The following is a 22,981-nucleotide window of genomic DNA, read 5'->3' on the forward strand; positions in this document are numbered from 1 at the left end:
AAATAGCAATAGCATTTGACAAGAAAGGCCTTTGCCGATGCTTCTATTTATATGAAATTACTAACGTCACGTGATTACGGCCGATCCCGTTTTGCAAGAAGGCCGCTCACCAGAGCGAATTGACGAGGAAGGCAATTCCCAAGATGTAATAAGCCAAGGAACTCAAAATGATCGGGAAGCAATGCGAAGGCGACAATCGCGAAGTTCATACCCTGTGATCAACGCGTTCCAGTTGATCTTCGGCGGTGCTTCCAGCGTTAAGTCCGCAATGCGCAGCAGGCGATCGAGAAAGATTGCGGTTTCGAGAATTGCGATGCTCGCGCCAGGGCATCGATGGGAACCATCACCGAACGCAAGCCCCGCGCTACCGACGCGCGCTGCCAAGGCGCGATCAGGATCGACTGCATGCGGACACGCGCCCACCGCCGCGACATCAGCGTTCGCCTGGCGGATATCGATTTTGAAAATCTGGCCGGTATTTGGATTCCGTCGCGAAAGCTCCCCGACGACCGGTTCGAGCCTAAGGATCTCTTCCAAGATGGCGATCCGCCCGGTCTCATCTGTGGCAAGGAAGCGTGTCCGAAGCTCCTCGCGCTCGAGCAAATGCCATCCCGCCATCGTGATAAATTCGCGTGTCGTCACCATGCCGGCTGCAGCGTAGGTCACGCACTCGGTAAGGATCGCGCGATCCGAATAGCCTTCGGCGATCAAATGCGAGATCACGTCTTCGCGCGGGGCACGGCGACGCGCGAGAACCGCTGGGAACACGTCTCGAACGTAAAAATTAAGCATGTGGATCTGAGCCCGCGCGAAGCGTGGCAGATCGAGGATCGACTTGCCGAGCGCGACATTGCCAGCCTGAAAAAAGCGTTCGAGCCGACGCGCCATCCCGGTGCGATTACTATCGGTAACACCGACAACCTCGGCCGCAACGGACACCGCCAGCCGCATGCTCATGTCGTCAAGCTTTGCGTGGCCGCGACGCTGCATGTCGCCGATTAACGCATCGGATTCACGTTCGATAATCGCACGGTAGCTGGTGTCGACGGTTTTGGGGGTGAAGAACCGAGCGGTCGCAGCACGCTGACGGCGATGGCGCTCACCGTGCTGGAAAATGATTGGCGCAAAGCGCTCGTCGCTGAACCTTGCCATCAGATCAGCGCGGAAACTGGCCTGATGCAGCTCATCGTCCCGGAGTAGCGCGCGTGCTTCTGAAAAAGACTGGACTGGGCAACCGCGACCCATGGGCTGCGATGGAATGCTTTTTCGATCGTCACGGAGATCGTCGACCCCGCTGGACGGTTCGCGCGATAGCGTGGAATACGAACTCATCGCTTTGCTCCTTTACTCCAAGGTCCGCTATATATGATCTACTGTGGCTCATAAAAGGGGTAATAGCGAAAAGGGCGTGGACGCTCGTGTCACGCGAACCCGTTCGCTGCTGCGCGACGCGATGCTGGCGCTGTTGCAAGACGGCGACGCGCATTCGATCACTGCGCAACGTATCGTCGCCCAGGCCGGAGTCGGCTACGCGACCTTCTTTCGCCATTATCCCGGCGTCGACATGCTGTTGCTCGACGTGGCGGACGAGTTGATGGGACGGTTGGTTAAGCAGGTGGCCCCGGCTCTCGTACGTGGAGATGTGGGAAACGCCGTGCGATCGGTCGTGGAGTTCGTCGATCTCCATCGGCACGCGTCTGCAGCTCTGCTGGTTGGCGGTGGCGATGCAGTGCGACAGGAAGTGACGGCTCGCGCCATTCGATACGCAGAGGGGCTCGATCTTCCGTTTGATTCATCCGTGCCTCGCGGACTCGCTGTTCGGGTCGTAGTGGGCGGAATAATCACCATTTTAAGCTGGTGGTTGACGGAAGGACTCACCAGTTCAGCCGATGACGTGAGCAGCTTGATCGAACGGTTGACGATACGCGCCCTTGTGACGGCGCAGACGTAACACCGGAGTACAGGTCGGTGTGCTCCCTAGGTTGGTCGAATGCGGTGCTAAAAGCTTCCTAAAACCCTGCTCGGACGCGGCGGATAGCTTGGTATCAAACCGGTCTAATTGCGCTCGATGCTCCAGCCCGCCAGCAACGCGCGCAAGGCGGCGACGAACGCCAGCGGCTGATCCAGCATCAGATGGTGCCGAGCTTCGGGTACAGCGATGATCGGAATATCGATACCGCCGAGCTCGCGCACGTAATCACTGGAATCGTTTGTAAAAAGGAGGCTTTGCTCGCCGTGTACTATCGCCTTGCGGCCTGGTGCCTCGACCAGCGTTCTGCCCATTTCAAGCCATTCGCTGGGCACATTATCCCGCTTGAACACTGATGGCGAAAACTTCCAGGTCCACGCTTCGCCTTCGCGTCGAAGTGAGTGATAGGCCATGTAATCCATCAGGAACGCCTCACCAACGGGCTGTGGCGGAGATAGAACGTACCGCTCGCGCGCGCTGGCGTAATCGGGGTAGCGCTTATGCGGGCGATCGGGGTCGCCTGATCCCGGGCCGGTGCGGCCGCCGCCCCAAACGGCGTCAAAGCTGGACGGACGCAGCACCATCAGATCGCAAATCACCGTACCGGCAAAGGCATCCGGCGCCAGCGTGATCGCCTGGAGCGCGACTGCCGCGCCAAAGCTGTGTGCGACGATGATCGGCTTGTGCTCGTGGCCAAAAAGTCCAAGGGCCTCCGCGACCCCGATCATCTCCCGTCCTCGCGCGACCATGTCACAATTCTCGCGAACGTCGCTGTCGCCCATTCCTGAATGGTCGTAGGCGATCACATGGTAATTTTCAGCTAGGTAAGGCGCGACGAACGCCAGGCACCGTGCATGAGAGAGAAAGCCGTGGGTCATCAGTAAAGGAGGCGCGGAACGATCTCCCCAGCGGAAGTAATGCATTCTCACACCAGAGACCTCGACGAAGCCTTCCTCCCGCGGCACGGATAGCGCGTCGACAAACCAATCGGGCAGGTATGCAGGGTCTGGCGCCCACGTCTGTACGATATCGGACGGGATTTCACGCATGGTGTTCCAGTGCCTTTCTTTGACTGAATCAATTATGTGGCCTTGATCCGGCGTGACGCGATTGAAACCGAACTGTCCAGGCTGCGGCGTATTCATCCTATTGTTCTCGAACCGGATCTTTTCCAGTTTCGGTATATTTTCGCATCGCTTGTTTCAGGAGCTTCGCACGCGGGCGCGGGGAGCATTGGTAGCTGGACCGGGAGAGGCGGATCGGTTTCAAAGCCGTCAACGAGCACCCGACGGGCTCGCGATACGCGACTTTTAACGGTGCCAAGCGGTACGCCGAGACGATCCGCGGCTTCCTCGAATGTCAGCCCGTCTCGTGTCACCAGCTCGAAGGCTACGCGTTGTCCATCAGAAAGCGACGACACGGCTTGGTTGAGTTCACTGGAGAAAATCCCTTCGTCCTGCGTGGCAGGGGCAATTAAAAGACGTTCTGCGATTGCCGGATCCCACGATACCGAGCGCCGATCCTTTCGCTTCCCAGACAGGAAGCTGTTCCGTGCGATCCGCATAAGCCAAGCCTTAAGGTTCGTCCCGATCTCGAAACGCTCTCGCGCGGCCCAGGCGCGCACCAATGTATCCTGAACGAGGTCATCGGTATCTGCCTCGTTACGCGTCAGTCGACGCGCATAAATCCGCAGGTTTGGCATCACCCTGCGCACAGCATGGCTAAAACCGCGCTGGCTTATAAACGGATCAGTCTGCTCAATGGCGGCGGGAAGTGTCATCCTCGTCACCTTTGCAGAATATGCAAATTGGATGAGAAGACCGCTCCAACCACGAAAGCCGACGCGATCCCATTATTCTGTGGCCTTTTAGAGGAGGTCGGACTGGGCAAACGCATCGACGCGGGATGCCGTCGAGTCAGCCTTTGGTCGATATTTGAGCCACGCCGCCAATCCCACTCAACGCTGTGATCGCAGCGTCGAATTGTATCGCCGGTAGCGTGAATCCGAACGCATCGGCTTCCGCAAGGAGGACGAGCAGCGCAGCGATGAGTGTCGCCGCTTTGTCTTTTGGGTCGGTATTCGGCATCGATCACTCCGATGGTTGCTGCCGTTGTTCGGGAATAGCACCTTCTCGCATCGATCCCGGGTCGAACCACTCGCCAGCAAAACCGTGCCGGGGATCGGCACACGCTGTTCATGGCTTCGATCCATTTTTCGCCGCAGGAGTCTCGATCTCGCTTGGTTGACCAGCAGGCGAGGGTTTGAAATCAGGCAATTTGGTCGATCCCAAGCCCCCCTGTTCGATTCTCTTGGCGACATCGCCGGCACGACCGACTGGTCCCCGGAGCGATCGAACGGTCTCAGTGACCTGGCGGGCATCCGCTTCCAACTGCCTCATCCGAGGTCGTGCGCGCGAAACCGACTGCCCAAAAGACACGGCTGATTTGTCAGCCGAGTCCAGCGACCTAGAAATACGCTCACGAAATCCTCCTCGTGACGCTTCAATGCGTCGGCGAAGTCTCGTTGCACCATCCCCTGTATTGGCGATCTGCTTTGCAAAAGCATCGAGCCTGTCCGTCTGTGGCAACCGTCCCGCCACTTGACCGACTTTGCCAGTCCAGCTCTGCGAGTTGCGCGCGAGTTCGTCGAGACGCTTCTCTATCGAACGCAAACCAACGGGATCGAGCTTTTTAGACACACTTTCAGCGTTCGACGAAACCTTCGCAATGAGGTCTGCTGGACCACCGCCGCCCAAGAGTCCTCCGCCCTTTGCTGGTACGATCGGGAACTGCTGCCCCTCTCGGGCCGCGAGCACCGGGTTGCGATTGTTGTCGCCGCTCAGGCTCAGTTTTGCCGATCCATCAAATAACGACCGTTCGATCGATGCTGTCACACCTCGATGAAGAATCGTGTCACTGGTCAGCACGAACCGCACGGTCACGAAATCTGGATTTTTGGGCTGAACCTTGATCTCAGTTATGCGACCGATGGCAACGCCGAGAAGGTTCACGGCCGACCCCGGTTGCAGGCCATCGACGGATTGTTCAAATCGTATCTCGTACGTCGGCCCCTTGGCATCGCTCGCCTGGAGAAGCCACAAAGCGAATCCGATCGCAGTGACCATGAGCAGGCCCACGATCAGGCTCACCTTCAACCAGTTTGAATGCGTTTCCATCGGGAGCTAGGAATCCCGAGACCTGTCGCGCCAGGCGCGATGCTTTGCGGTCAGCTCTGCGTGCGCCGCGCTCATCGCCGCCTCACACCTTCCAAAACGGCCAGTGCAACAGCGCCGAAAGCCAACAGTCCCGCCAGGAGAGGCTGCGAGGAAAACACTATCGCGGCGCAGATCGCGAGGGTGGCAGGATAGAGCTGCGGAGTACCCCTGCCGGCACGCTCTCTTCCGCGTAGACGCTCAAGGTCCTTGGGCGCGATACTGACGGTGATCGAGCCGGTTCGCGCAACCTTCTCGATCTGTCCGACGAGGTTCGGCGTTGACAGAACCGCTCGTCCGAGCGCTGCGAGCAGCTTGCCCGCCTCGCCGCGCAGCCGGGCAGGGCTCGCCCGCTCCCGCATCATTTCCTTTGCTATGGGAGCAAGCTCGCGAGCAATGTCGAATGCCGGATCGATGCGCCGGACGAACCCCTCGGCGGTCAGCAAGGTCCGGAGCACCAAAGCGAGGTCAGGCGGAAGCGCGAGATGAAAGTCGCGCAGAATCGCGAATACCATCTGAAAAATGTCGGCGAGGTCAATCTGATCGAGCAGGACGTTGCTGAAGCGGTCGATCAGCTCTGCCATTGCCTCTTCGAGCCGGACCCGGTCCACGTCCGGATCACCAGCCCAGAGCATAAGGATATCGACGACACCGCCGGTGTCTTCCGAAGCGATCGCGAGGCCAAGCCGAACAAGTTCCTCCCGGCGTCTCGGCAGGAGGGTGCCCACGGCCCCGAAATCGATCAGGCCAAGCGTCCCGTCTTCAAGAAAGAAGACGTTGCCGGGATGCGGATCGGCGTGGAAGTGACCGTTGATGATGATCATGCGCAGGATCGCCTGCGCATAGGTGCTGGCGAGCGCAGCCAGATCGAGATCGCTTCGGCGTGCCGCCTCCAGATCGCTTGCGGGAAATCCGCGGAGCCGCTCCTGGATGTTCACTCGCCTGCCCGAAAGCTCCCAATCGAAGCGTGCCGTCCGAACCCCGAAGTCCTTGAGGTATTCACCAATCGCGTCGCTGGCGCGCGCTTCTGCGCTGAGGTCCATCTCCCGGGCGAGGCTCTCGGCGAAATGGCGCAGCAGTTCGTCCGGCTTCAGTCTCGCAATCTCGGGGATACGGCGCTCCGCGACCCGGGCCAGTCTTCGCAGTAGCCGGAGATCGGCATCGACGATCCGCTCGATGCCTGGGCGGCGAATCTTAACGATAACGTCCCGCCCGTCGAGCAGCGTCGCCGCATGCGCCTGAGCGATCGAGCCTGCCGCAAGCGCTTCGGTGTCAAAGTGGCTGAAACTTGTTTCGATTGGGCCGCCGATCGCTTCCTCGATCAGCGGTTGCACGGCCGCGAATGGAAGCGGAGGAACGCGGTCCTGCAGTTTTGAAAGTGCATCGACCCATGCCGGCTCCAGAAGGTCGCTTCGCATCGCAAGGATCTGTCCGAATTTGACCGCGACAGGACCGATATCCCGCAAAAGCGCGACAATCGCTTCCGGCCGGGTATCTTCAAGCGGCTCGTCCCCCCCCACCCCCAGACCCAGCCGAGCGGCCAGCCCCTTGAGACCGTGCCGCCCGAACAGGACGAGAATCTGTGCGAACCGCTCCCTTTCTTTTAGAGCAGTCGTATCGGCTTCATCAGTAGGAGTTCGATCAATCATGCGCCCGGCTTTTCGGGGCGGGAACTTGGGTCTCGGGAACGCTGGCCTTCGTCTCCAGATGGTCGACGAGCCGGTTCAAATGCTTGATCGCCGCGTCGAGGCCCTCGAGTTCATCCGCTGTCAGGCTTCCGAAGGTCTGCCCCACGATGTCGTCGTAGAGCGGCATGGCCAGTCCCAACGTGGCCCGGCCGGCGTCTGTGATCTGCACCAGTTTGGACCGGCGATCGTCCGGAGCAGGCGATCGTGACACGAGACCATTTTGTTCGAGCGCGTCGATCGCCTGGGTGACAGTGCGGGGCGCCTGATCGAAAAAGCTCGCAATGTCGGTGGAGCGGCGCGGTTGTTCCGCGAGATACGCGAGCAGTTTTAGTTGGGCCATCGATGCACCCTGACAGGCAAGATAGGCGTCGATCAGTCGCCGCATCCTGTACCAGGTCCAGCCGAAGGTGGTTGCGATCCCACGTATACCCGATTGGTGAGGTTCCATATAATGTGGTATTGCCGAAGCTCGGCCGCCGTGTCAAGTCCCCCGGCTCTTTGAATCGATAGTTGATCGGGAATAGAATGGTGGAAGATCCCCCAGTCGGTTCAGGCGACCATGACGATGTCGGTGAGCGGCCCGCCGGTCCGCTCAAGTCGGTACGGGTTCGGTTGGCGCTATTGATTGTCGCGATCGCGATCGTGGGAGCGGGGTTGGTATGGTATTTTGACCATCAGAACCGCGGCAAGTTCATGCAGAAAACCGACAACGCTTATGTGGCGGCGGACTCTGTCGTGGTGGCCCCGAAAGTTGCCGGATATGTCGAGCGCGTGTTTGTCAGCGCGAACCAAGCGGTCCGCAAAGGGCAGCAGTTGGCAGAACTGGACCCTCGCGAATATCGAGCCCAAAGCGAGCAGATCACCAGCCAGATCGACACAGCGAAAGCTGCGGTCGAGACGAGCCGTTCGCAGATCGCTGAACAGCAGGCGACAATCGTCCAGGCGCGTGCTCAGGCGGCCGCGGCGCGCGCCGAGGCCGCCTTCGCGCGGCAGCAGGTTGCGCGCTATCAGCCGCTGGCGGCGTCTGGCGCAGAGCCAGGCGAGCGATTTGCTCAGCTTCAGACGCAGGCACGACAGGCAGATGAGCGCGCCAATGCTGCTCAGGCCGGCCTTACCGCAGCAGAAAGGCGCGTTGGCACGCTTGGTGCGCAGGTACGACAGGCGCAATCGCAAGCCGAAGCCGCTCGCGCTCAGCTCTCCGCCGCGCGTGTGAACACCGAATCGACGTTGCTCAAGGCAGCGATCGATGGTCGCGTCGGCGATCTCGCTGTCCGGGTAGGGCAGTTCGTACAGCCCGGAACGCGCCTGATGACGCTGGTGCCGGTGGAGCGCCTCTTCATCGAGGCCAATTTTAAAGAGACGCAGCTAGGTCTCATGCGAGTCGGCCAGCCCGTCAGCATCGACGTCGACGCGCTCCCCGGGGTCGAGCTGAAAGGGCGGGTTGCCAGCTTCGCACCGGGCACAGGTGCCCAGTTCTCCGTGCTCCCGCCGCAAAACGCGACCGGCAACTTCACGAAGATCGTTCAGCGCGTGCCCGTCCGTATCGCGATCGATGCGCCGCCCGAAGTCAGGCCCCTTCTGGTTCCCGGAATGTCGGTCGGCATTACTGTCGATACCCGTTCGGCCAAAGGCGACCTGGAGAGAATCCGGCAGGCCGTAAGTCGGAAGCGCTGAGCGTGGCGACGGTTGCTGCATCTCCGGGGACGTTACGCGCCGAGCGAGCCGACTCGACGGCCTGGATCGCGGTCGCGGCCGGCGCGCTGGGCGCGCTGCTCGCGACACTCGACATCTCGATCGTCAACTCGGCGCTGCCGACTATCCAAGGGGAGATCGGAGCGACCGGCACGGAAGGAACGTGGATCGCCACGGCTTTTCTCGTTGCCGAGATCATCATCATACCGCTGAGCGCGTGGCTGGAACGGCTTTTGGGGTTGAGGACACTTCTCCTCATCTCTGTGACCTCTTTTACAGGATTCTCGGTCCTGTGCGGCACCGCTACGGATCTGATGACAATGATCGTCGGAAGGGCGGGTCAGGGGTTCACGGGCGGCGTGCTCATCCCGACAGCGATGACGATCGTCGCAAAGCGCCTCCCGCCATCGCAACAGCCAATCGGCATGGCCCTTTTTGGAATGACCGTCATCCTGGGTCCGGTTCTTGGCCCCCTGCTCGGAGGCTGGCTCACGGAAAATCTGAGCTGGCATTATGCCTTCTTCGTCAACGTGCCGGTCTGCGGTCTGCTCTTGCTGCTGCTGCTTCTCGGCCTGCCGCACGAGAAAACGAACTGGGTCTATTTCCGCGAGGCGGACTGGTTCGGGATCGTCGGCATGATCCTCGGCCTGGGAGGACTGACGGTCGTGCTTGAGGAAGGGCACCGTGAAGAATGGTTTGAATCGACGTACATCGTCCGGCTGACGATCATGACCCTGATTGGTTTTGTCATGCTGGGTATCGGACAATTCAGGGCCGCCAAGCCTGTGCTTAAGCTGCGGATCGTGATGAATCGACAATTCGGCAGCGTCGTCGTCATGGCGCTGGCGCTGGGCATGGTGATGTACGGCTCGACCTTCGTCATCCCGCAATTCCTCGCGCTGATCGCTAACTATAACGCCCTTGAGACGGGTCAGGTGATTTTCCTCATGGGTGTGCCTGCCTTCCTGCTGATGCCCGTCATCCCGCTGCTTATCCGCGTCGTCGATATCAGGATCGCCGTTGGCACAGGCCTTGCGCTCATGGCCGCCAGCTGCCTCGTCAACACCAGCCTCACCGCGGAATCTGCCGGAGAAGCCTTTACCGCCGGACAGTTACTGCGTGGTGTCGGCATGATCCTCACCATGCTGTTCCTGAACCAGGCCACTATCGCTTCGGTCAGCAAGGAGGATGCCGGTGATGCATCAGGCATCTTCAATGCCGCACGAAATCTCGGCGGGTCGTTCGCTTTGGCCGCCCTGGCCTCCTTTCAGGACCAGCGAATGTCGCTCCATAGCCGACGGATGGAAGAGACCCTTTGGGCAAACGACCCAAGGTTGCAGGATTATCTCGCCGGCATGACCAGGACGTTCGGCCAGATGGACGCCGCCCTTCAGTCGCTTGCCGGGACCATTCAGCAGCAGGCCTTCATCATGACGTACAATGACATTTTCCTGGCGATGGCGCTTGCGACACTAGCCACGCTTCCACTCGTTTTGTTCCTGCGCCCGCTGCCTAAAGGGCAGTCCATGGCGATGCATTGAGGCTGCGATGATAAACTTCAGAGGTCTCGTTCTCGCCCCCTTGCTGCTCGGCGGATGTGTCGTTGGCCCGGACTACGCCGGACCGCCGGGGTTGGATCGCGCCGCCCCCCAATCCAAGTTCGTGCGCCAGACCGCGAGTACGAGCACCAATGACCCCGCAGTTGCTGAGTGGTGGACGGCCCTTCAAGATCCGGTCCTGAACGAGCTTGAGCAACGCGCACTTGCAGCGAATCCGTCGATCGATGTCGCCCAGGCGCGACTCCGTCAGGCGCGTGCATCCGTGCGCCAGGAGCGCGCTAACCGCTTTCCGAAAGCTGGGGCACAAGCGACCGGAATCTTCGCCGACCTTCCCGGGATCGATCTGCAGTCAGCTCAGGGGAACGGCGCAACGCCCCCTTCCCAGGACGCGGATTCCTCTCTCCAGTTTTTCAATCTCGGCCTGAACGCAAATTGGGAAATCGATTTTGCGGGAGGCCAGATCCGAAAAATAGAATCCGCTAACGCACTAGCCGCAGCGGCGTCCTACAACGCGGCAGATGCACACGTTCAACTCGCAGCCGACGTTGCGCAAAGTTATACGAATCTGCGGGACCGGCAGCAGCGCGCCGCTGCACTTCGTGGGGGGCTGGACCTGCAGAAGCAGCAGCTAGGCCTCGCTCGGCAACGCTTTCAGCAGGGCACGGTGCCGGCCTTTGCCATTGGTCAGGCGAACCGCGCCATTCAGGCTACCAACGGCGATCTCGCTACGGCTGAGGCGGAGATCGGAATTTATCTCAATGCGCTCGCCGTGCTTGCAGGGGAGGCGCCAGGGAGGCTCGATTCCTTGCTGGCTATCCCGCGTGACGTCCCCTTGCCACCACAGGTCGTCGCCATCGGCGATCCCGCCTCTCTACTTCGCCGTCGACCCGACATACGCGCCGCCGAGCGCAATCTGGCGGCCACGACCGCCCGGATTGGCGTCGCTGAAGCAGCGCGTTTTCCCAAGATCAGCTTTATGGGGATCCTAGGCATCGGCGGAACGTCTGTCGGAGACCTGGTCGATCTGGGAAATATCTCCAACATTGCCGTGCCCCAGCTACAATGGGGGTTGCTCGATTTTGGACGAACTTCGGCCCAGATAACGCAAGCGCGCGCTGGACGAGACGAAGCTGAGGCACAGTATCGACAGGTCGTTCTAGGTGCGTTCCAGGACGCCGAGAATTCGCTCGCGCGCTTTGCACAGCAACGTCGCAATGTGGCAGCGCTCGCCGAGATCAAGCGATCGGCTGACGAGTCAGACATTTTGACACAACAACGCTTCCAGCGACAGGTGATTTCCCGCAGTGACGCACTCGAGTCCGGTCGTCAGAAAGTGCTTGCTGCATCAAACCTTCAAAGTGCGGTTGCGGCTCTTACGGCAAGTTATATCGCCATCCAAAAATCACTCGGACTCGGGTGGCAGGAATCGACCTATCAAGGATTGGCAACGGATTCCTCGACCACGTCTATCGGAACAAATCAGTGATCCCTCCGCCTGTCATGCCCTGGTGTCGCCTTTGGGGTAGTTACCGAATTACCATAACGGCGCCTTGACTGAGGAGACGCTGCTGTGGTCGACACCGAAATACGGTCTGTATGGAACGGGAGGTGACGATGCAACTTCGGTCGGGAGTTCAAGATTGAGCAGTTAAGCTGGCGCAGGATTAAGGGCGACTGCTTCTTCACTTCAATTTATTGATCTACGCACGATACGCGGCCTTTCGGATTGGCAAGACCTGGCTCTGGCAATCGGACTGGCAAGCCTGCGCCGGCAGTTTGTTGACGTCGTCGCTCCGCTCGACGGACTGCGTCCTGCGCATGACTAGGGCCAAGGGACAACCAGAACGAGCCCGCCGATTTGTACGCCATTGCCGCCGCGGGCCCTACGCCGGTGTGTTCGCTCTTTTCATGTCGGGTCTATCGGCTCCAATCGGCATCAGACGCCAATCCCGTTGGAGTAGAGTTATGTCGACGAAACCTGAGGCCCTCAAAAAGCGGATGATCCGCCGCCATGAGCTTCGGCAGATCATACCGCTGGCCGACACCACCATCTACGAGATGGAACTGCGCGGCGAATTCCCTCGTCGCTTTGCGCTCACCCCGCGCTGTGTGGTGTGGGATCTGGCCGAGGTCGAAGCGTGGCTGACCGAGCGCCTGGCGACAGCTCGGCGATCGCCCATCGACCGCGCGCCGCATCCTGATGTACGCAAGCGCAAGGCGCGCCCCGTCAAAGCGCCGGATCAGGCACGAGCATAGGCATCGAGGGCGGAATCAGGACCGGCACGCGCTTCTGCCCCGCCACCCAAGCATCGATGATATCAGACCACTCCTGCATCATATGCCGCCGCTGATGCTCGTACTCCGCCTTGTTGTAGACGCCGCGCGAGGATCGCCCATCTTCATGGGCCAGGCACTTTTCGATCCAGTCACTGTTGAACCCCAGTTCGTTGAGCAGGGTCGATCCGGTGCGGCGCAAGTCATGTACCGTGAACGGCTCCAGCGGTAAGCCTTCCTTCTGCGCACGCTCCACGACGGCATAGGTGACGCGATTAAAGGTCGCCCGGGACATCGGCGCATCCGCATCATACCGAGACGGCAGAAGGTAGCGCGAGTTACCCGCGCAGGTCTTCAACGCGATCATGATGTCGAGGCATTGCTGCGAGAGATAGACGTTATGCGCCTTGGATCGCTTCATGCGTTCCTTGGGGATCGTCCACACGGCGTTCTCGAAGTCCACCTCGTCCCAGACCGCATCCTGCAGCTCGCTCTTGCGCACCATTGTCAGCAGAAAGAGGCGCATCCCGAGTCGGATCGTTGGCAGCGTCGCCACATGGTCGAGCTGCTTGAGCATCACGCGAATTTCCGTCGGCGACAGCGACCGGTCCTTTGGAACGAACTTCGCGATCGAGGCGGGGCCGACATCGTCGGCCGGATTGGCGACCTTCTCGCCGTGCAAGATCGCAAATCCGTAGATCTGCTTCAGGATGTCGCGGACATGGATCGCAGTCGCCGGAGCGCCGCGATCGACGATCTTGCCGCAGTGGGCGCGCAGGTCATCCGGCGTGATTTCTGTCAGCAGCCGATTCTTCCAGACTGGCAGAAGCTCTCGTTCGAAGATCGAACGCCGCATTGCGCGGGTGCTGTCCGCCATCGGCGCCTTCACCAACCAGCGCTCACCAAACTCACCGAAGCTCTTGGCCTCTTTGATCCGGCGTTTGTCGCGCTGCTTTTCCTGGGCAGGGGACCTGCCTTCGAAGACTGCACGTTTAGCGTCGATCGTCGCTTCACGGGCTCGAGCAAGGGACAAACCGGAGGGACCGTACTTCCCGAGCGTCAGCGTCTCGCGTCGCCCATGCAGCCGGTAGTCCAGCCGAAACGTCAGCGTCCCGGAGATTGAGACCTGAACATAAAGGCCGTCACGGTCCGTGACCTTGTATGCTTTTTCGCGTGGTTTCAGGTTCTTAAGGGCAACATCGGTGAGCATACCGACCTCCTCTACGCAAAATACCGTCAGGCGATTTTCGGCAATTCTGCCGAAATTGTCGCATGATTTACAATGGCTTAGTGCGGAAAGAATACCGTCACTGGCTTCAATACCTCTGACGGTATCGCTGGATTGGGCCAAGTGCAAGTTTGCCGGATACCGTCACGCAGGACGCCAGGGCCAACCGCTGCTCCGCGATTGACCTCGATAGATAGCGTGAGATAGTCTTTTTATTTCAATGCTTTGACCGAGCTTTGCCGATTGATCGCGATAGCCAAAAATGGCCCCGAATCATTCCCATTCTATGATTTGCCGGTTGGCCATGGCCGCCGGCTCGATCGGCACCAACTCGTCCAGCCGGCCGAGCGTCAGGACGAAGCCGCTTGGATGCTGGGAGGTGTGGCGCGGCGTGTTGATCAGGTCCTTGGCCAGTTCCAGCGTCAAGGCGAGACGGCGATCGGCGGTGTCGAGGTTCAATTCCTCGGCGTGCTTAGCCTCTACCCCTTCCCTGCTCCAGCCCCATATGGAGCTTGCCAGTCCGGCGACGACGTCCTCGGTGAGGCCCAGTGCCTTGCCTACCTCGCGCACGGCGCCTCGCGCGCGGAAGCGGGTGATGACGGCGGTCAACGCCGACCGCTCGCGCCCATATGTCTCGTAGATCCACTGGATCACCTCTTCGCGCCGCTCATGTTCAAAATGGACGTCGATGTCGGGCGGCTCGCGCCGTTCGGCCGAGACGAAGCGCTCGAACAGCAGTTCCGACTTGACGGGGTCGATGGAGGTGATGCCCAAGACAAAGCAGACCGTGCTGTTGGCCGCACTGCCGCGCCCCTGACAGAGGGTGTCCTTCGACCGGGCGAAGGCGACGATCGAGTGGACGGTCAGGAAATAGGAGGCGTAGGCCAGATCGCCGATCAGCTTCAGCTCATGCTCGAGCTGCTGCCGGACATTGTTGGGCACGCCGCCCGGATAGCGGCCGGGCGCCTTCTCCCAGGTCAGCCGCTCCAGTTCCTGCTGCGGCGTCAGGCCGCTGTCGCCGATCTCGTCGGGATAGGTGTAGGTGAGCTGGCCGAGGTCGAAGGTGCAGCGCCGGGCGATCTCAACGCTGCGCCTAAGCGGCGCCAGATCACCCAGATAGCGGGCGAACAACCTTTCCATCTCCTGCCCGCTCTTCATGTGCCGGTCCGCGAACCGCTCGCGGCGCCGTCCGAGCGTGTCGACCGGGCACTTTTCCCTGATGCAGCTCACCACGTCCTGTAGGAGCCGGCGGTCGGGGGTATGATAGAGCACGTCGCCGGTGGCGACGGTTGGCACCTTCGCCTTCATCGCCATGGCCGCGAGGTCAAGCAGCCGGATAGCGTCCTTCGGCCGTCGTCGGATGGTCAGCGCCATGTAGGCCCGGTCGCCGAATATGCCGGCCAGCCGATCCAACGCCTCCTCCGTCGCCGCGTCGGCGCGGTCAGGCACGAGGATGCCGATGACGCCCTCGGCCCAGTCGGCGACGTCGGACCAGTGGAGATGGCAGGAGCCCTTGCCGGCATTGCCCTTGCCAATGCTGAGCAGGCGGCAGAGCCGGGAATAGGCCTCGCGGTCGGTGGGATGGACCAGCAGCGACGTGCCGCAGACCAGATCGAGACGACAGCCAATGACGGCGCGCACGCCGGTGACCTTCTGTGCGTCCCAGGCGCGGACCGAGCTGCCGAAGCTGTTTTGATCGACCACGCCCAGCGCGGGCAGGCCTAGGACAGCAGCAGCGGAAGACAACTCCTCCGGGCTCGAAGCCCCTCGCAGGAAGGAGAAGTGCGTGGTCGCCTGCAGTTCAACGTAGCGTGCGCCATGGAGGGGATCGTCGCCAGTCATAAAGCGCGGCGCGCCTCGACTTCCCCATGGTAGGCGATACCTTTGCGCAATACGGCCGTGGGGTGCGGTCGGACAAGGTTGGAGATATTTGCTGAATGGCTGACGAGACGACTGCGGGGCTGGTATGGCTGGAGACGATCATCCTGAAGCCAGATCGGTCGCTGAAAACAGACGCGGCCGTCGTGAAAACGCTGAAGAAAGAACTGACCGAAGCGCTTGCGGAACAGGGCTATGGCGCGGCTGATCTGAAGCGATGCGTTTACATCATCCGCATGAAGGGCGATTTTGTCATCGCCTATCCAACGGGACGATCGCCGGTCCTTTATATTGGGCGGGGATCCGCGCTCGGCCGGTTGTCTACGCACCTTAGCCGATGGCTGCACGAGATCGACGAGTTCGGAAAGGATGTGAAGATCGAGATCCGAGTCTGCCGGACGCGGCGCCGCAACCGCCCCGACCTTTTTAAGAATGTCGAAGCCGATTTGATCGCCTGGTTTGCGGAAAAATACGGTGTAATCCCGTTCTTTAACGCCCGTCGTGAACATACTTACGAGGAATGTGCCGACTACACTAACACCGACGCGGCGCTTATGATGGCGGCGCTCGGCGTTGGTAAGGGCAAGCGGCCGCGATGGGCCATCGCGCCGGCTCCAGCGAACAAAAACTATGAGGTGTTCCATCGCGGCATGGAATGAGACGAGGCTGGAAGTCATGCGAACGCGCCGTGGATGAACCATCGCATGGGACCGGTCGCTGGACTCTCGCCGTCCCCAAGACGGAACAACCAGTATCGGCCGCCACGCTCAGTTTCGACTTGGAAATAATCGCGGACGGATAAGGGCGTGCCGGCCTCGTGGCCGCCGTCCTTCCACCATTCGCCATGCAGCCGTTCAGGGCCGTTGGCCTGCACGATGCGGTATCGCCGCCGGCGCCAGATGAACATCGCCGGCGGATGGTCGGGTGACCTGGGGCTTTCCCCGCCTGACGAAAGACATGCGGGAGCGCGGCGAGGATCCCGGACGTGTCGGCATGGTGGCGGACCTCACCAATCCGATGTGGGAGGAGATGGTCGTAGAGCCGCGCTACCGCTGCCTCGTCGTGCTAACGCATTTCGCCAATCCCGCTGGGGACGAGGGAGCGAAGACGCGCACCTGGTTTTCGGTGAAGGACCAGCCCATCGCGGCATGGGCGGGCTTCTGCAGGAACATTCCGGGCGAAGGACCGGTCTATGCCGGCATGACCATGGAGGCCAACGAGGCCATCCCGCCGACCAACGACCGCATGCCGGTGCTGCTAGATCCGTCCGAGTATGACGACCGGCTGCGCGGCGGCATCAGGGACGTCATCCGGTTCCAGTTCCGACCACCTCTTCCGGCCGACCGCGTGCTGGTGCAGCCGAGGAAGGATCTGTGGCGGAGCGGATCGCCTCCGCCGGATGGGGCGCGGCAGATAGCGATGATTTAGCTTCGCTCCGTTCAGAGATGATTTTCGCCGTTAGTCCGAGAGAGCCTCTTCGATGACGGACACCACGACTGACACGTCTTCCTGCGTAGGCTGAATACCCAGATCACCGTGAACGACGGCGTTACGCCGAACAATCAGCGGGCGAAGCAACTGCTCCGTCTCGGGTTCGATGCGACCAAGCATGGCTAATGCCTGAAGTACGCTTCCCGGAGTTCGAGGGCGGGCCTCATCCTCGCCTTCGACATTGAGCAGGGTAGTTTCGAGCAGGGACCACGCAAGCAGGAACGCAGCCCGGTTGTAGCCTTGATCCATCAGTGACCGAACATCGTCGAGTTGTATGCGGATTTGGGTGACCGCCGACGATCTGATCATCAGCGACTTCAACGGATCGTCGGCGACATAGGCTACAACGAACTTCCAGTTGGGCTGCCCTTCAAACCGCGCCCTGATTCGCTGAAGGTTGCCTTCATTCACGCGGTTTCGGCTCCGTTTGACTTCGATCGCGACGTGCTCGTCACCCTTCCGCGCGACAGCGTCGGGTGTGTAGCTCCCCAAGAACTCAGGCATGCCTTTCCGATTAGGTTCGACCTCGAACGAAAAGCCCTCTGCCTCATATTGTCGGCGCAACGAATCCAGAAGATCGCGCTCGTCCTGACTCGCTTCGTGCTGAGTTGCGCTCATGAATTTGTCCTCCAACTCAGATCGTCATCGACCCGGATATAAACTACTGGTTGCGGCTCGCCGGATTCCGACACAGCATCCAATGCTGCTGCCAATTGACTTGTAGGAGTGCCGAAGGACCAGCCCTTTCCGGGTTCGAACTTCTGGGAGACGACCCTCTCTATCGATCTGTCGTCCAGATACGCTTGGCCGATCATTGCATCGAGGATGGGCTTCACGATGTTGTCGACGTCACCTTCCATAGGCGCGATCGGAAAATAGAAAATTGTGACAGCTAGCGATGCATCTTCTTCCAGCCAGACGAATTCGCTGGTTTCCTCGGCCCGCTGGCGTGCAGCGTCGGCGACAGTCGCCTTCCATTTCTCCTTCGAGCTGTTCTTTGCCTGGAGCGACCGCGGAGTGGCCGCCAGATGAAATTCCAATGGAAACATCTAAGCACATCTCGCTTCGGTTAAGATTGGGCGTTGTCCACGGAGTGATTTCTCGAGCAGGTCCGATGCACTCCGTTCTAGGCGATCGAGCGCTGGGCGACTGGGGTTCGCGCACGGATATGATCTGGTCCTGATTCGCTCAGAAACCTTAGGTTATCGAAAAGCTGCCTCTTGGCCTCGACCAGAGGCACCTCCCATATTCCAGCCAGCTGCTTGACTGCGATCCAGGCGTCTGCGGGGTGCAGAGGGCCATCGGGACCGCTTCCGAAGGGCCCATCGGTTTCAGTCAAAATCCGATTGCGCGGCATGGCTTTGGCAAGGGATCTACCCTTCGCCCCTCGCAACATGGCGGGTCCGACCGAGAACCAGCAACCGATGTCAGCTGCCCGGCGAAGCTGCGACGAGGTCCCCGAGAACCAGTGCAGGATCGGTAGGCCGGCCCCAGGGACCTTGGCTAACTGGTCGAGGATCTCGTCCACGGCGTGACGACTGTGGATGCTCATGATCCGGCCACCACCCTTATTGGAGAGGTGTAGGACGGTATCGAACACCTTCCTCTGCAGAGCTTTGTGTTCACGATAGCCAGGCCCCCCATCGAGGCCAATTTCACCGACATAGCGCGATCGGGGGAGCAGATCCTCAAACAACCCCAACTCGTTGTGGCGCTCATGAGCGAGCTGCGGATGCAGACCTAGCGCGGTGCGGATGCGCTTGTGCCCCTTGGCGAGCTGGGCTGTTCGCACCCATGCGCGTGGCGTCGTCGTGACGGATAGGACGTAGACGCCAGCGGCTTCCGCATCGCGAACCTCTCGAACTGGGTCCGGATAGAGATCCAGATGGCAGTGGAAGTCGATCAAATTCTCAGTCCATGTGACGCGAAGAAGTTCTCGAGTTCGTCCATACCACGTTCGACGACGGCGAAGAGCGCTGTGCGTTCTGTGAGATCCCGTGGAAGCGGTCCGGTCTGCATCACCCACCTCCGAAGGCCTCGGTCATAACGACGCCTGAGCGCGGTATGGATGGACACGATGTCGTCCCTGTAGTCGTCTTCGCCGAGCGCGTCGACCAGCTTGTCCGTATCATACTCGGTTCCATCGGTCAGTCCGGCTCGATGGAAGGACGAGCGGCGGATCGAGCATGGCCAGCAGCGACCGCACTGCATGTTCTTCCGCTTCCAGTTCCCACAGGAGACGGTCGCCGTGGCGAACTCCGCGATATTCGCCTGATTCGCCCGACGCGCCAGCATCTCTCCCTTGGTTTCGTGTCGATGCGGGTTTGTGATCCTAACCCCGAGACTGATAGCGTCGAAGAGCTCCTGGAGAAGCGCGAGATAGTGGGGATGCGCAGTTCTGGTGCTTAGTGCGCCGATACGACGTGCCGTCAGAGGCGGGTTGAGAGCGATCAGCCCGTTCTCGCACATGAAGAGTTCGATCGAAGCGGATCCGCGGAAGGTCCGCACCGCCTGCGCAACGAGGGCTGCGAAGGTGAGGAAGAGAAAGCTCCGGGTGCGCGTGGTGATCTCGGTGGCGCCCTCGCAGCTCGGATAGCTGTTGAACTCGAAGCGTTGGGGTTTGGATGGGAGAAAACCGGCAACCGCGGCCTGATAGGTTTTGTCGCCACGCGGCGCATGGCTGACCAGGAGTGGCCGGATGCCGCCGTCGATCAGGTCCATTACGCCGAGCCCGCTGTCGAGTCCGCCTGAGAAGAGAGCGACGGCGTCGATCTTGGAGGGGTCTATCACCGCGCGATTTCGCACGTCGAGCCTTGTCGGCGGTTCGAAACCTCCGCTGCGAAATCTGAACGACCAGCTGTCCCCGCTGAGGAAGCCCAGCGCTTTCGAAAGAAGTGGTGCCAGGGCCGTCCAGCGGTCCGCCTCGATCACTGGCACGTCGATCTCGATCTCCCGCCGCCAGCCGTCAGCAGCGTCGTCTCGCAGAACGAAGGTGTCGGCGGCCGTCACCGCCATTGCTACCGCGACCAGGTCCATTGCCTGTCGCGATGGCGGAACCCCCAGACGGGAGAAGCGGTCGCGCAGGTCGTTGCCGATCAGGCCGGCGCCCTTGATGGAGGTATGTGCACCATAGAGCAGCACAGGGATATCATCGTCCGCGAGCCCTTCGCCGACGCGCACCGGATCCAGTTCGAGAACGACACGGGTCATTCGGTGTCGCTCCACACCTGCCAGATGTCCGCAAGGGCGGATTGCTCGATCTTTGCGATCTGATCGCGGGTCAAGGTGCCGAGGTCGCCCGTTAGGCGGGGTGAGAGATGTGCGTCCATCGCGGCCCGCACCACCTCGAGAAGCTCGTTCTCCGTGGCGGTCGAGCGTTCGACGCTTGGCGCCTTCTTCCATGCCTCGCCTGCCGCAGCCGATATCTCCTGGAAGAGTATCTGCGAGAAGAACTCGACCAGCACTGTCACGATCTGATCGGGCTCGATAGCCGCCGGATCAAATACTCCATCCTCGCCAAGCACTTCGGCCAAGGCCTCCTGCATCGCCGCGCGCACCTGATCGACATCGGCGTTCTCGGGGGCGAGAGCCTCGGCTATCGCCTGAGCCGCCTCGTCCACCGGCATACCTGCCAGAGCGGAGAGGTTGAACGTCCCGGAGGCGGTCTGGATTTCGCCACCAGATAGGGCCTGTGCGAGGTCGGCGCCGGCCGCGTAGGCTGGACCGAAGCGCCGTGGCCCGACGGCGGAGCCACCAGTGGCGGCCGAAGCGTATTTTTGCAGCGCTTTGGCCATGGAGCCGCCGCTGCCACTCGCCACCTTGCCGAATTCCGTGCGGAAACCACGGAAGCGTTGCCCGGCAGGCTGCGGCACCGGCGCTCCGGGCGTGGCGTCAGCCCAGGGTGGCACCAACGGCGATCTGCTGTTTGGTCCTTTCGCGGAAGCTGAAGTGCCCATCAGTCCATCTCCACCCAGGAATCGTTCTTAATCAGCGCCTTCAGCCATTTGGGCTGGTAGGTGAGCGACGTGAGATACTGGCCGAGCCTCTCCGCCGCATCGGGCCACGTCCGCGCGAGGACGACGCCACCGCGCACATCGCTCCTGCCCTTCGACCAGTCTGCGCTTTTCCGTATTTCAGCGATCATCGCATCCATCGCCGCGACGGCTTCGGAGGCATCAATACCCTCCGCAGTCTCCCGCGCGACTGAGGAGCCGACGGTCGCGGTTGCGAGCAGCGTTTCCACTGCCTTGAGCGTGGAGGGTGACAGGGCCGATCCGCGGAGTCGCATCGGAACCGTCTCGCGCGACAAATAGACGGCCGGGCGCAGATCCACGCCGGCCAGTTTGGGAGCGAGACCGAACCAATCCCGAAGGACTGTAAGATGCGGCTTCATGGCGTCGGGCAGAAGATCGCGCAGTGCGGCTTCGGTCTGCGCAGCTTCAGCCTTCGCGAAGAGTTCGCACTTGCCGCCCTCGGCGGTCTAGATCTCGTGCTGGAGTGCCTGGATCGACTTGCTGTCGGTGCATCGCTCGAACAACGCGAGCTTGGCAATGACGGTCTCGTCGAGGTTCATGACTCTTCGCTTTGCGACCGATGCGCGCATCCGCACCACGTTCATCATCCTCTTCACGATGCGCGGGTTGCCATTGACTTTAGCCGATTGCGCCAGCGTCGGTGCCATCCTGAGACCCAGCTCGATCTGATTGCGCAGCCCCGGTTCGGCCGATCCGAGCAATCCCATGACCTTGTCGACGTCGTAGCCATCGCCATCCTCCCAAGAGTGGCGAAGATCTTCGATGAGAAAGTCGCGCAACGCGGCGATCTTGTCCTCGGCACAACCTGAGCGCACGGCGTTTAGCATCGTGAGATAGGCACGGATCTCCAGGATGCCCGGACGCGGCACATACACGGGCACCTGGATCAGCTTGTCGAGATAGTCGGTGACAAGGCGCTCGTCGGGATCGTGGAAATGCTGTGACACCGCGTGCCGGATCATGTCCTCGTCAGCGGCCACGACGAACGCAGTGTTCGGCAGGAACAGGAACAGGCGAATCGCCTCCAAGGTCTGGATCGAGTTGGACGGAAGACAACGATCGAGGTTGTCGATGAACACGACCAGCTTCTTGTCGAGTCCTGCAAGAATTTCACCGAATTCCTTGCGAAACGCTGTGATTTCCTCGGTCGGCGCCTTGGCGGGATTCAGCAGCTTGCCTGCCTTCTCGGCGAGCTTTTCCGCATCCTCTCCGGCGTCCTCGCGATCCTCCTCGTCGAGTCCATCCCCGAGCGCCTTTCCTCCAGCCTCGACCAAGCGGCCAGCTGCGCCGAAAGTGGGAAAGCCCATCATCGCTGCACCGCCCTCGACGAGCAGGCCGAGCATGCGGACCTTATTGACCCGCTTGATGAGGCTGCCGGCTTTCTTCTTCATGTCCTCCGGCGCAGCGGCGGCAAGGGCATTGGCGATGACCGACATGAGAGCTGCGCGGGCATCGTCAAAACCCTGATACAGCCAGGCGTCGAAGCGGACGACCAGATGGGCATCGCCTTCTTTCTTCAGCAGGTCCTCGATCAAGTTGAGCGTGCTGGACTTGCCAATGCCCCAACCACCGAACACGCCCAGGGACAACGGCAACAACGTGTCGTCGCCGATCATCTCGGCGATCATCTCGGCAACCTCGGAATAGTTCAGGAAGTCGACGTCGGTTTCAGTATCAGCCCACACGGACCGCACTCCATTCGCTCATATACTTGGCTGGATAACCTAAGAGGCTGACCGAAAAAGAAGTTGGGTGATATCAGCGAGATGTGATTCAGTCGGAGTTGCGAAACGACGACGGAGTGACACATGTGGACCTACACCACCCGGCGGCAGTATGCCAGAGCCGAACTGCTTTTGCCAAGTGATCTGACTGACGCGGAATGGGCGATTTTGGAACCGCTGCTCCCACCGCGTTCGAAGCTCGGTCGTCCGCCAGTTTGGGATTACCGGCAGA

General features: G+C 60.7%; 23 protein-coding genes and 2 pseudogenes. 8 read left to right on the forward strand and 17 right to left on the reverse strand.

Going from position 1 to position 22,981, the window contains the following annotated elements; genetic code table 11:
• Positions 1–162 precede the first annotated feature (162 nt).
• Complete coding sequence (locus WA070_RS00300) at positions 163–1,332, reverse strand: cytochrome P450 (RefSeq protein ID WP_197418116.1); 1,170 nt, start codon at positions 1,330–1,332, stop codon at positions 163–165.
• Positions 1,333–1,408: 76 nt separating this feature from the next.
• Here WA070_RS00300 and WA070_RS00305 point away from each other — a divergent pair, with 76 nt between their 5' ends.
• Positions 1,409–1,951 (forward strand): TetR/AcrR family transcriptional regulator, encoded by a 543-nt coding sequence (locus WA070_RS00305; RefSeq protein ID WP_128082253.1) that lies wholly within the window; start codon positions 1,409–1,411, stop codon positions 1,949–1,951.
• Positions 1,952–2,055: 104 nt separating this feature from the next.
• Here WA070_RS00305 and WA070_RS00310 read toward each other — a convergent pair whose 3' ends face one another.
• From WA070_RS00310 to WA070_RS00335, 6 genes are all read right to left on the reverse strand, one after another.
• Positions 2,056–3,114, reverse strand: coding sequence for an alpha/beta fold hydrolase (locus WA070_RS00310; RefSeq protein WP_082731227.1), 1,059 nt, complete (start codon positions 3,112–3,114; stop codon positions 2,056–2,058).
• Positions 3,111–3,749: an RNA polymerase sigma factor gene (locus WA070_RS00315; protein WP_082731228.1), complete on the reverse strand. Its 639-nt coding sequence runs from the start codon at positions 3,747–3,749 to the stop codon at positions 3,111–3,113. Before WA070_RS00315 ends, WA070_RS00310 begins: the two co-directional genes overlap by 4 nt.
• 136 nt (positions 3,750–3,885) lie before the next feature.
• A complete protein-coding gene (locus WA070_RS00320) occupies positions 3,886–4,056 on the reverse strand; it encodes a hypothetical protein (protein WP_156442277.1) in 171 nt (56 codons plus the stop codon).
• Positions 4,057–4,164: 108 nt separating this feature from the next.
• Positions 4,165–5,145 carry an MlaD family protein gene (locus WA070_RS00325; protein WP_082731229.1) on the reverse strand — a complete coding sequence of 327 codons (981 nt, stop codon included), beginning with the start codon at positions 5,143–5,145 and terminating at the stop codon, positions 4,165–4,167.
• Positions 5,146–5,216: 71 nt separating this feature from the next.
• Positions 5,217–6,830 (reverse strand): ABC1 kinase family protein, encoded by a 1,614-nt coding sequence (locus WA070_RS00330; RefSeq protein WP_037533153.1) that lies wholly within the window; start codon positions 6,828–6,830, stop codon positions 5,217–5,219.
• The gene (locus WA070_RS00335) at positions 6,823–7,254 is read right to left on the reverse strand and encodes a MarR family winged helix-turn-helix transcriptional regulator (RefSeq protein WP_051519962.1); all 432 of its coding nucleotides are present in this window, start codon (positions 7,252–7,254) and stop codon (positions 6,823–6,825) included. The genes WA070_RS00330 and WA070_RS00335 overlap by 8 nt, the downstream gene beginning before the upstream one ends.
• A gap of 140 nt (positions 7,255–7,394) precedes the next feature.
• Between WA070_RS00335 and WA070_RS00340 the strand changes: the two genes are divergently transcribed.
• The 4 genes from WA070_RS00340 to WA070_RS00355 all read left to right on the forward strand — a co-directional run bounded on the left by WA070_RS00340 (position 7,395) and on the right by WA070_RS00355 (position 12,376).
• A complete protein-coding gene (locus WA070_RS00340; protein WP_422632241.1) occupies positions 7,395–8,543 on the forward strand; it encodes an HlyD family secretion protein in 1,149 nt (382 codons plus the stop codon).
• A 2-nt stretch (positions 8,544–8,545) separates the two neighbouring features.
• Complete coding sequence (locus WA070_RS00345; protein ID WP_037529238.1) at positions 8,546–10,102, forward strand: MDR family MFS transporter; 1,557 nt, start codon at positions 8,546–8,548, stop codon at positions 10,100–10,102.
• A 7-nt stretch (positions 10,103–10,109) separates the two neighbouring features.
• The gene (locus WA070_RS00350; protein ID WP_066485704.1) at positions 10,110–11,606 is read left to right on the forward strand and encodes an efflux transporter outer membrane subunit; all 1,497 of its coding nucleotides are present in this window, start codon (positions 10,110–10,112) and stop codon (positions 11,604–11,606) included.
• Positions 11,607–12,085: 479 nt separating this feature from the next.
• Positions 12,086–12,376 (forward strand): helix-turn-helix transcriptional regulator, encoded by a 291-nt coding sequence (locus WA070_RS00355; RefSeq protein ID WP_037529236.1) that lies wholly within the window; start codon positions 12,086–12,088, stop codon positions 12,374–12,376.
• On the opposite strand, the gene WA070_RS00360 is transcribed toward WA070_RS00355, so the two are convergent.
• Together WA070_RS00360 and WA070_RS00365 are read right to left on the reverse strand one after the other, a co-directional pair.
• The gene (locus WA070_RS00360) at positions 12,348–13,604 is read right to left on the reverse strand and encodes a tyrosine-type recombinase/integrase (protein WP_300396945.1); all 1,257 of its coding nucleotides are present in this window, start codon (positions 13,602–13,604) and stop codon (positions 12,348–12,350) included. The genes WA070_RS00355 and WA070_RS00360 overlap by 29 nt on opposite strands.
• 291 nt (positions 13,605–13,895) lie before the next feature.
• Positions 13,896–15,464, reverse strand: a complete 1,569-nt coding sequence (locus tag WA070_RS00365; protein ID WP_422632242.1) for a PHP domain-containing protein — start codon at positions 15,462–15,464, stop codon at positions 13,896–13,898.
• Between the two features lie 95 nt (positions 15,465–15,559).
• Between WA070_RS00365 and WA070_RS00370 the strand changes: the two genes are divergently transcribed.
• Positions 15,560–16,159, forward strand: a complete 600-nt coding sequence (locus tag WA070_RS00370) for a hypothetical protein (protein ID WP_422632243.1) — start codon at positions 15,560–15,562, stop codon at positions 16,157–16,159.
• Positions 16,160–16,173: 14 nt separating this feature from the next.
• Here the strand turns inward: WA070_RS00370 and WA070_RS00375 are convergent.
• Positions 16,174–16,425 (reverse strand): annotated as a pseudogene (locus WA070_RS00375) (DUF6504 family protein); the annotation flags it as partial.
• Between WA070_RS00375 and WA070_RS00380 the strand changes: the two are divergent.
• Positions 16,425–16,928, forward strand: a complete 504-nt coding sequence (locus tag WA070_RS00380) for an SOS response-associated peptidase family protein (protein ID WP_422632244.1) — start codon at positions 16,425–16,427, stop codon at positions 16,926–16,928. The pseudogene WA070_RS00375 and the gene WA070_RS00380 overlap by 1 nt on opposite strands.
• Positions 16,929–16,958: 30 nt before the next feature.
• Here WA070_RS00380 and WA070_RS00385 read toward each other — a convergent pair whose 3' ends face one another.
• The 7 genes from WA070_RS00385 to WA070_RS00415 all read right to left on the reverse strand — a co-directional run bounded on the left by WA070_RS00385 (position 16,959) and on the right by WA070_RS00415 (position 22,710).
• The gene (locus WA070_RS00385; protein WP_422632245.1) at positions 16,959–17,609 is read right to left on the reverse strand and encodes a hypothetical protein; all 651 of its coding nucleotides are present in this window, start codon (positions 17,607–17,609) and stop codon (positions 16,959–16,961) included.
• Positions 17,606–18,031 carry a RusA family crossover junction endodeoxyribonuclease gene (locus tag WA070_RS00390; protein ID WP_422632246.1) on the reverse strand — a complete coding sequence of 142 codons (426 nt, stop codon included), beginning with the start codon at positions 18,029–18,031 and terminating at the stop codon, positions 17,606–17,608. Before WA070_RS00390 ends, WA070_RS00385 begins: the two co-directional genes overlap by 4 nt.
• Before the next feature lie 86 nt (positions 18,032–18,117).
• Complete coding sequence (gene qatD / locus WA070_RS00395) at positions 18,118–18,897, reverse strand: Qat anti-phage system TatD family nuclease QatD (protein ID WP_422632247.1); 780 nt, start codon at positions 18,895–18,897, stop codon at positions 18,118–18,120.
• Complete coding sequence (gene qatC, locus WA070_RS00400; RefSeq protein ID WP_422632248.1) at positions 18,894–20,201, reverse strand: Qat anti-phage system QueC-like protein QatC; 1,308 nt, start codon at positions 20,199–20,201, stop codon at positions 18,894–18,896. The genes qatD and qatC overlap by 4 nt, the downstream gene beginning before the upstream one ends.
• Positions 20,198–20,863 (reverse strand): hypothetical protein, encoded by a 666-nt coding sequence (locus WA070_RS00405; protein WP_422632249.1) that lies wholly within the window; start codon positions 20,861–20,863, stop codon positions 20,198–20,200. Before WA070_RS00405 ends, qatC begins: the two co-directional genes overlap by 4 nt.
• Before the next feature lie 83 nt (positions 20,864–20,946).
• Positions 20,947–21,384, reverse strand: coding sequence for a hypothetical protein (locus WA070_RS00410; protein ID WP_422632250.1), 438 nt, complete (start codon positions 21,382–21,384; stop codon positions 20,947–20,949).
• An 87-nt stretch (positions 21,385–21,471) separates the two neighbouring features.
• Complete coding sequence (locus WA070_RS00415) at positions 21,472–22,710, reverse strand: KAP family P-loop NTPase fold protein (protein ID WP_422632251.1); 1,239 nt, start codon at positions 22,708–22,710, stop codon at positions 21,472–21,474.
• Between the two features lie 123 nt (positions 22,711–22,833).
• Between WA070_RS00415 and WA070_RS00420 the strand changes: the two are divergent.
• Positions 22,834–22,981: pseudogene (locus WA070_RS00420) on the forward strand (IS5/IS1182 family transposase); the annotation flags it as partial.

The sequence above is a fragment of the Sphingobium sp. genome (genome assembly GCF_049304695.1).
GTDB lineage: Bacteria > Pseudomonadota > Alphaproteobacteria > Sphingomonadales > Sphingomonadaceae > Sphingobium.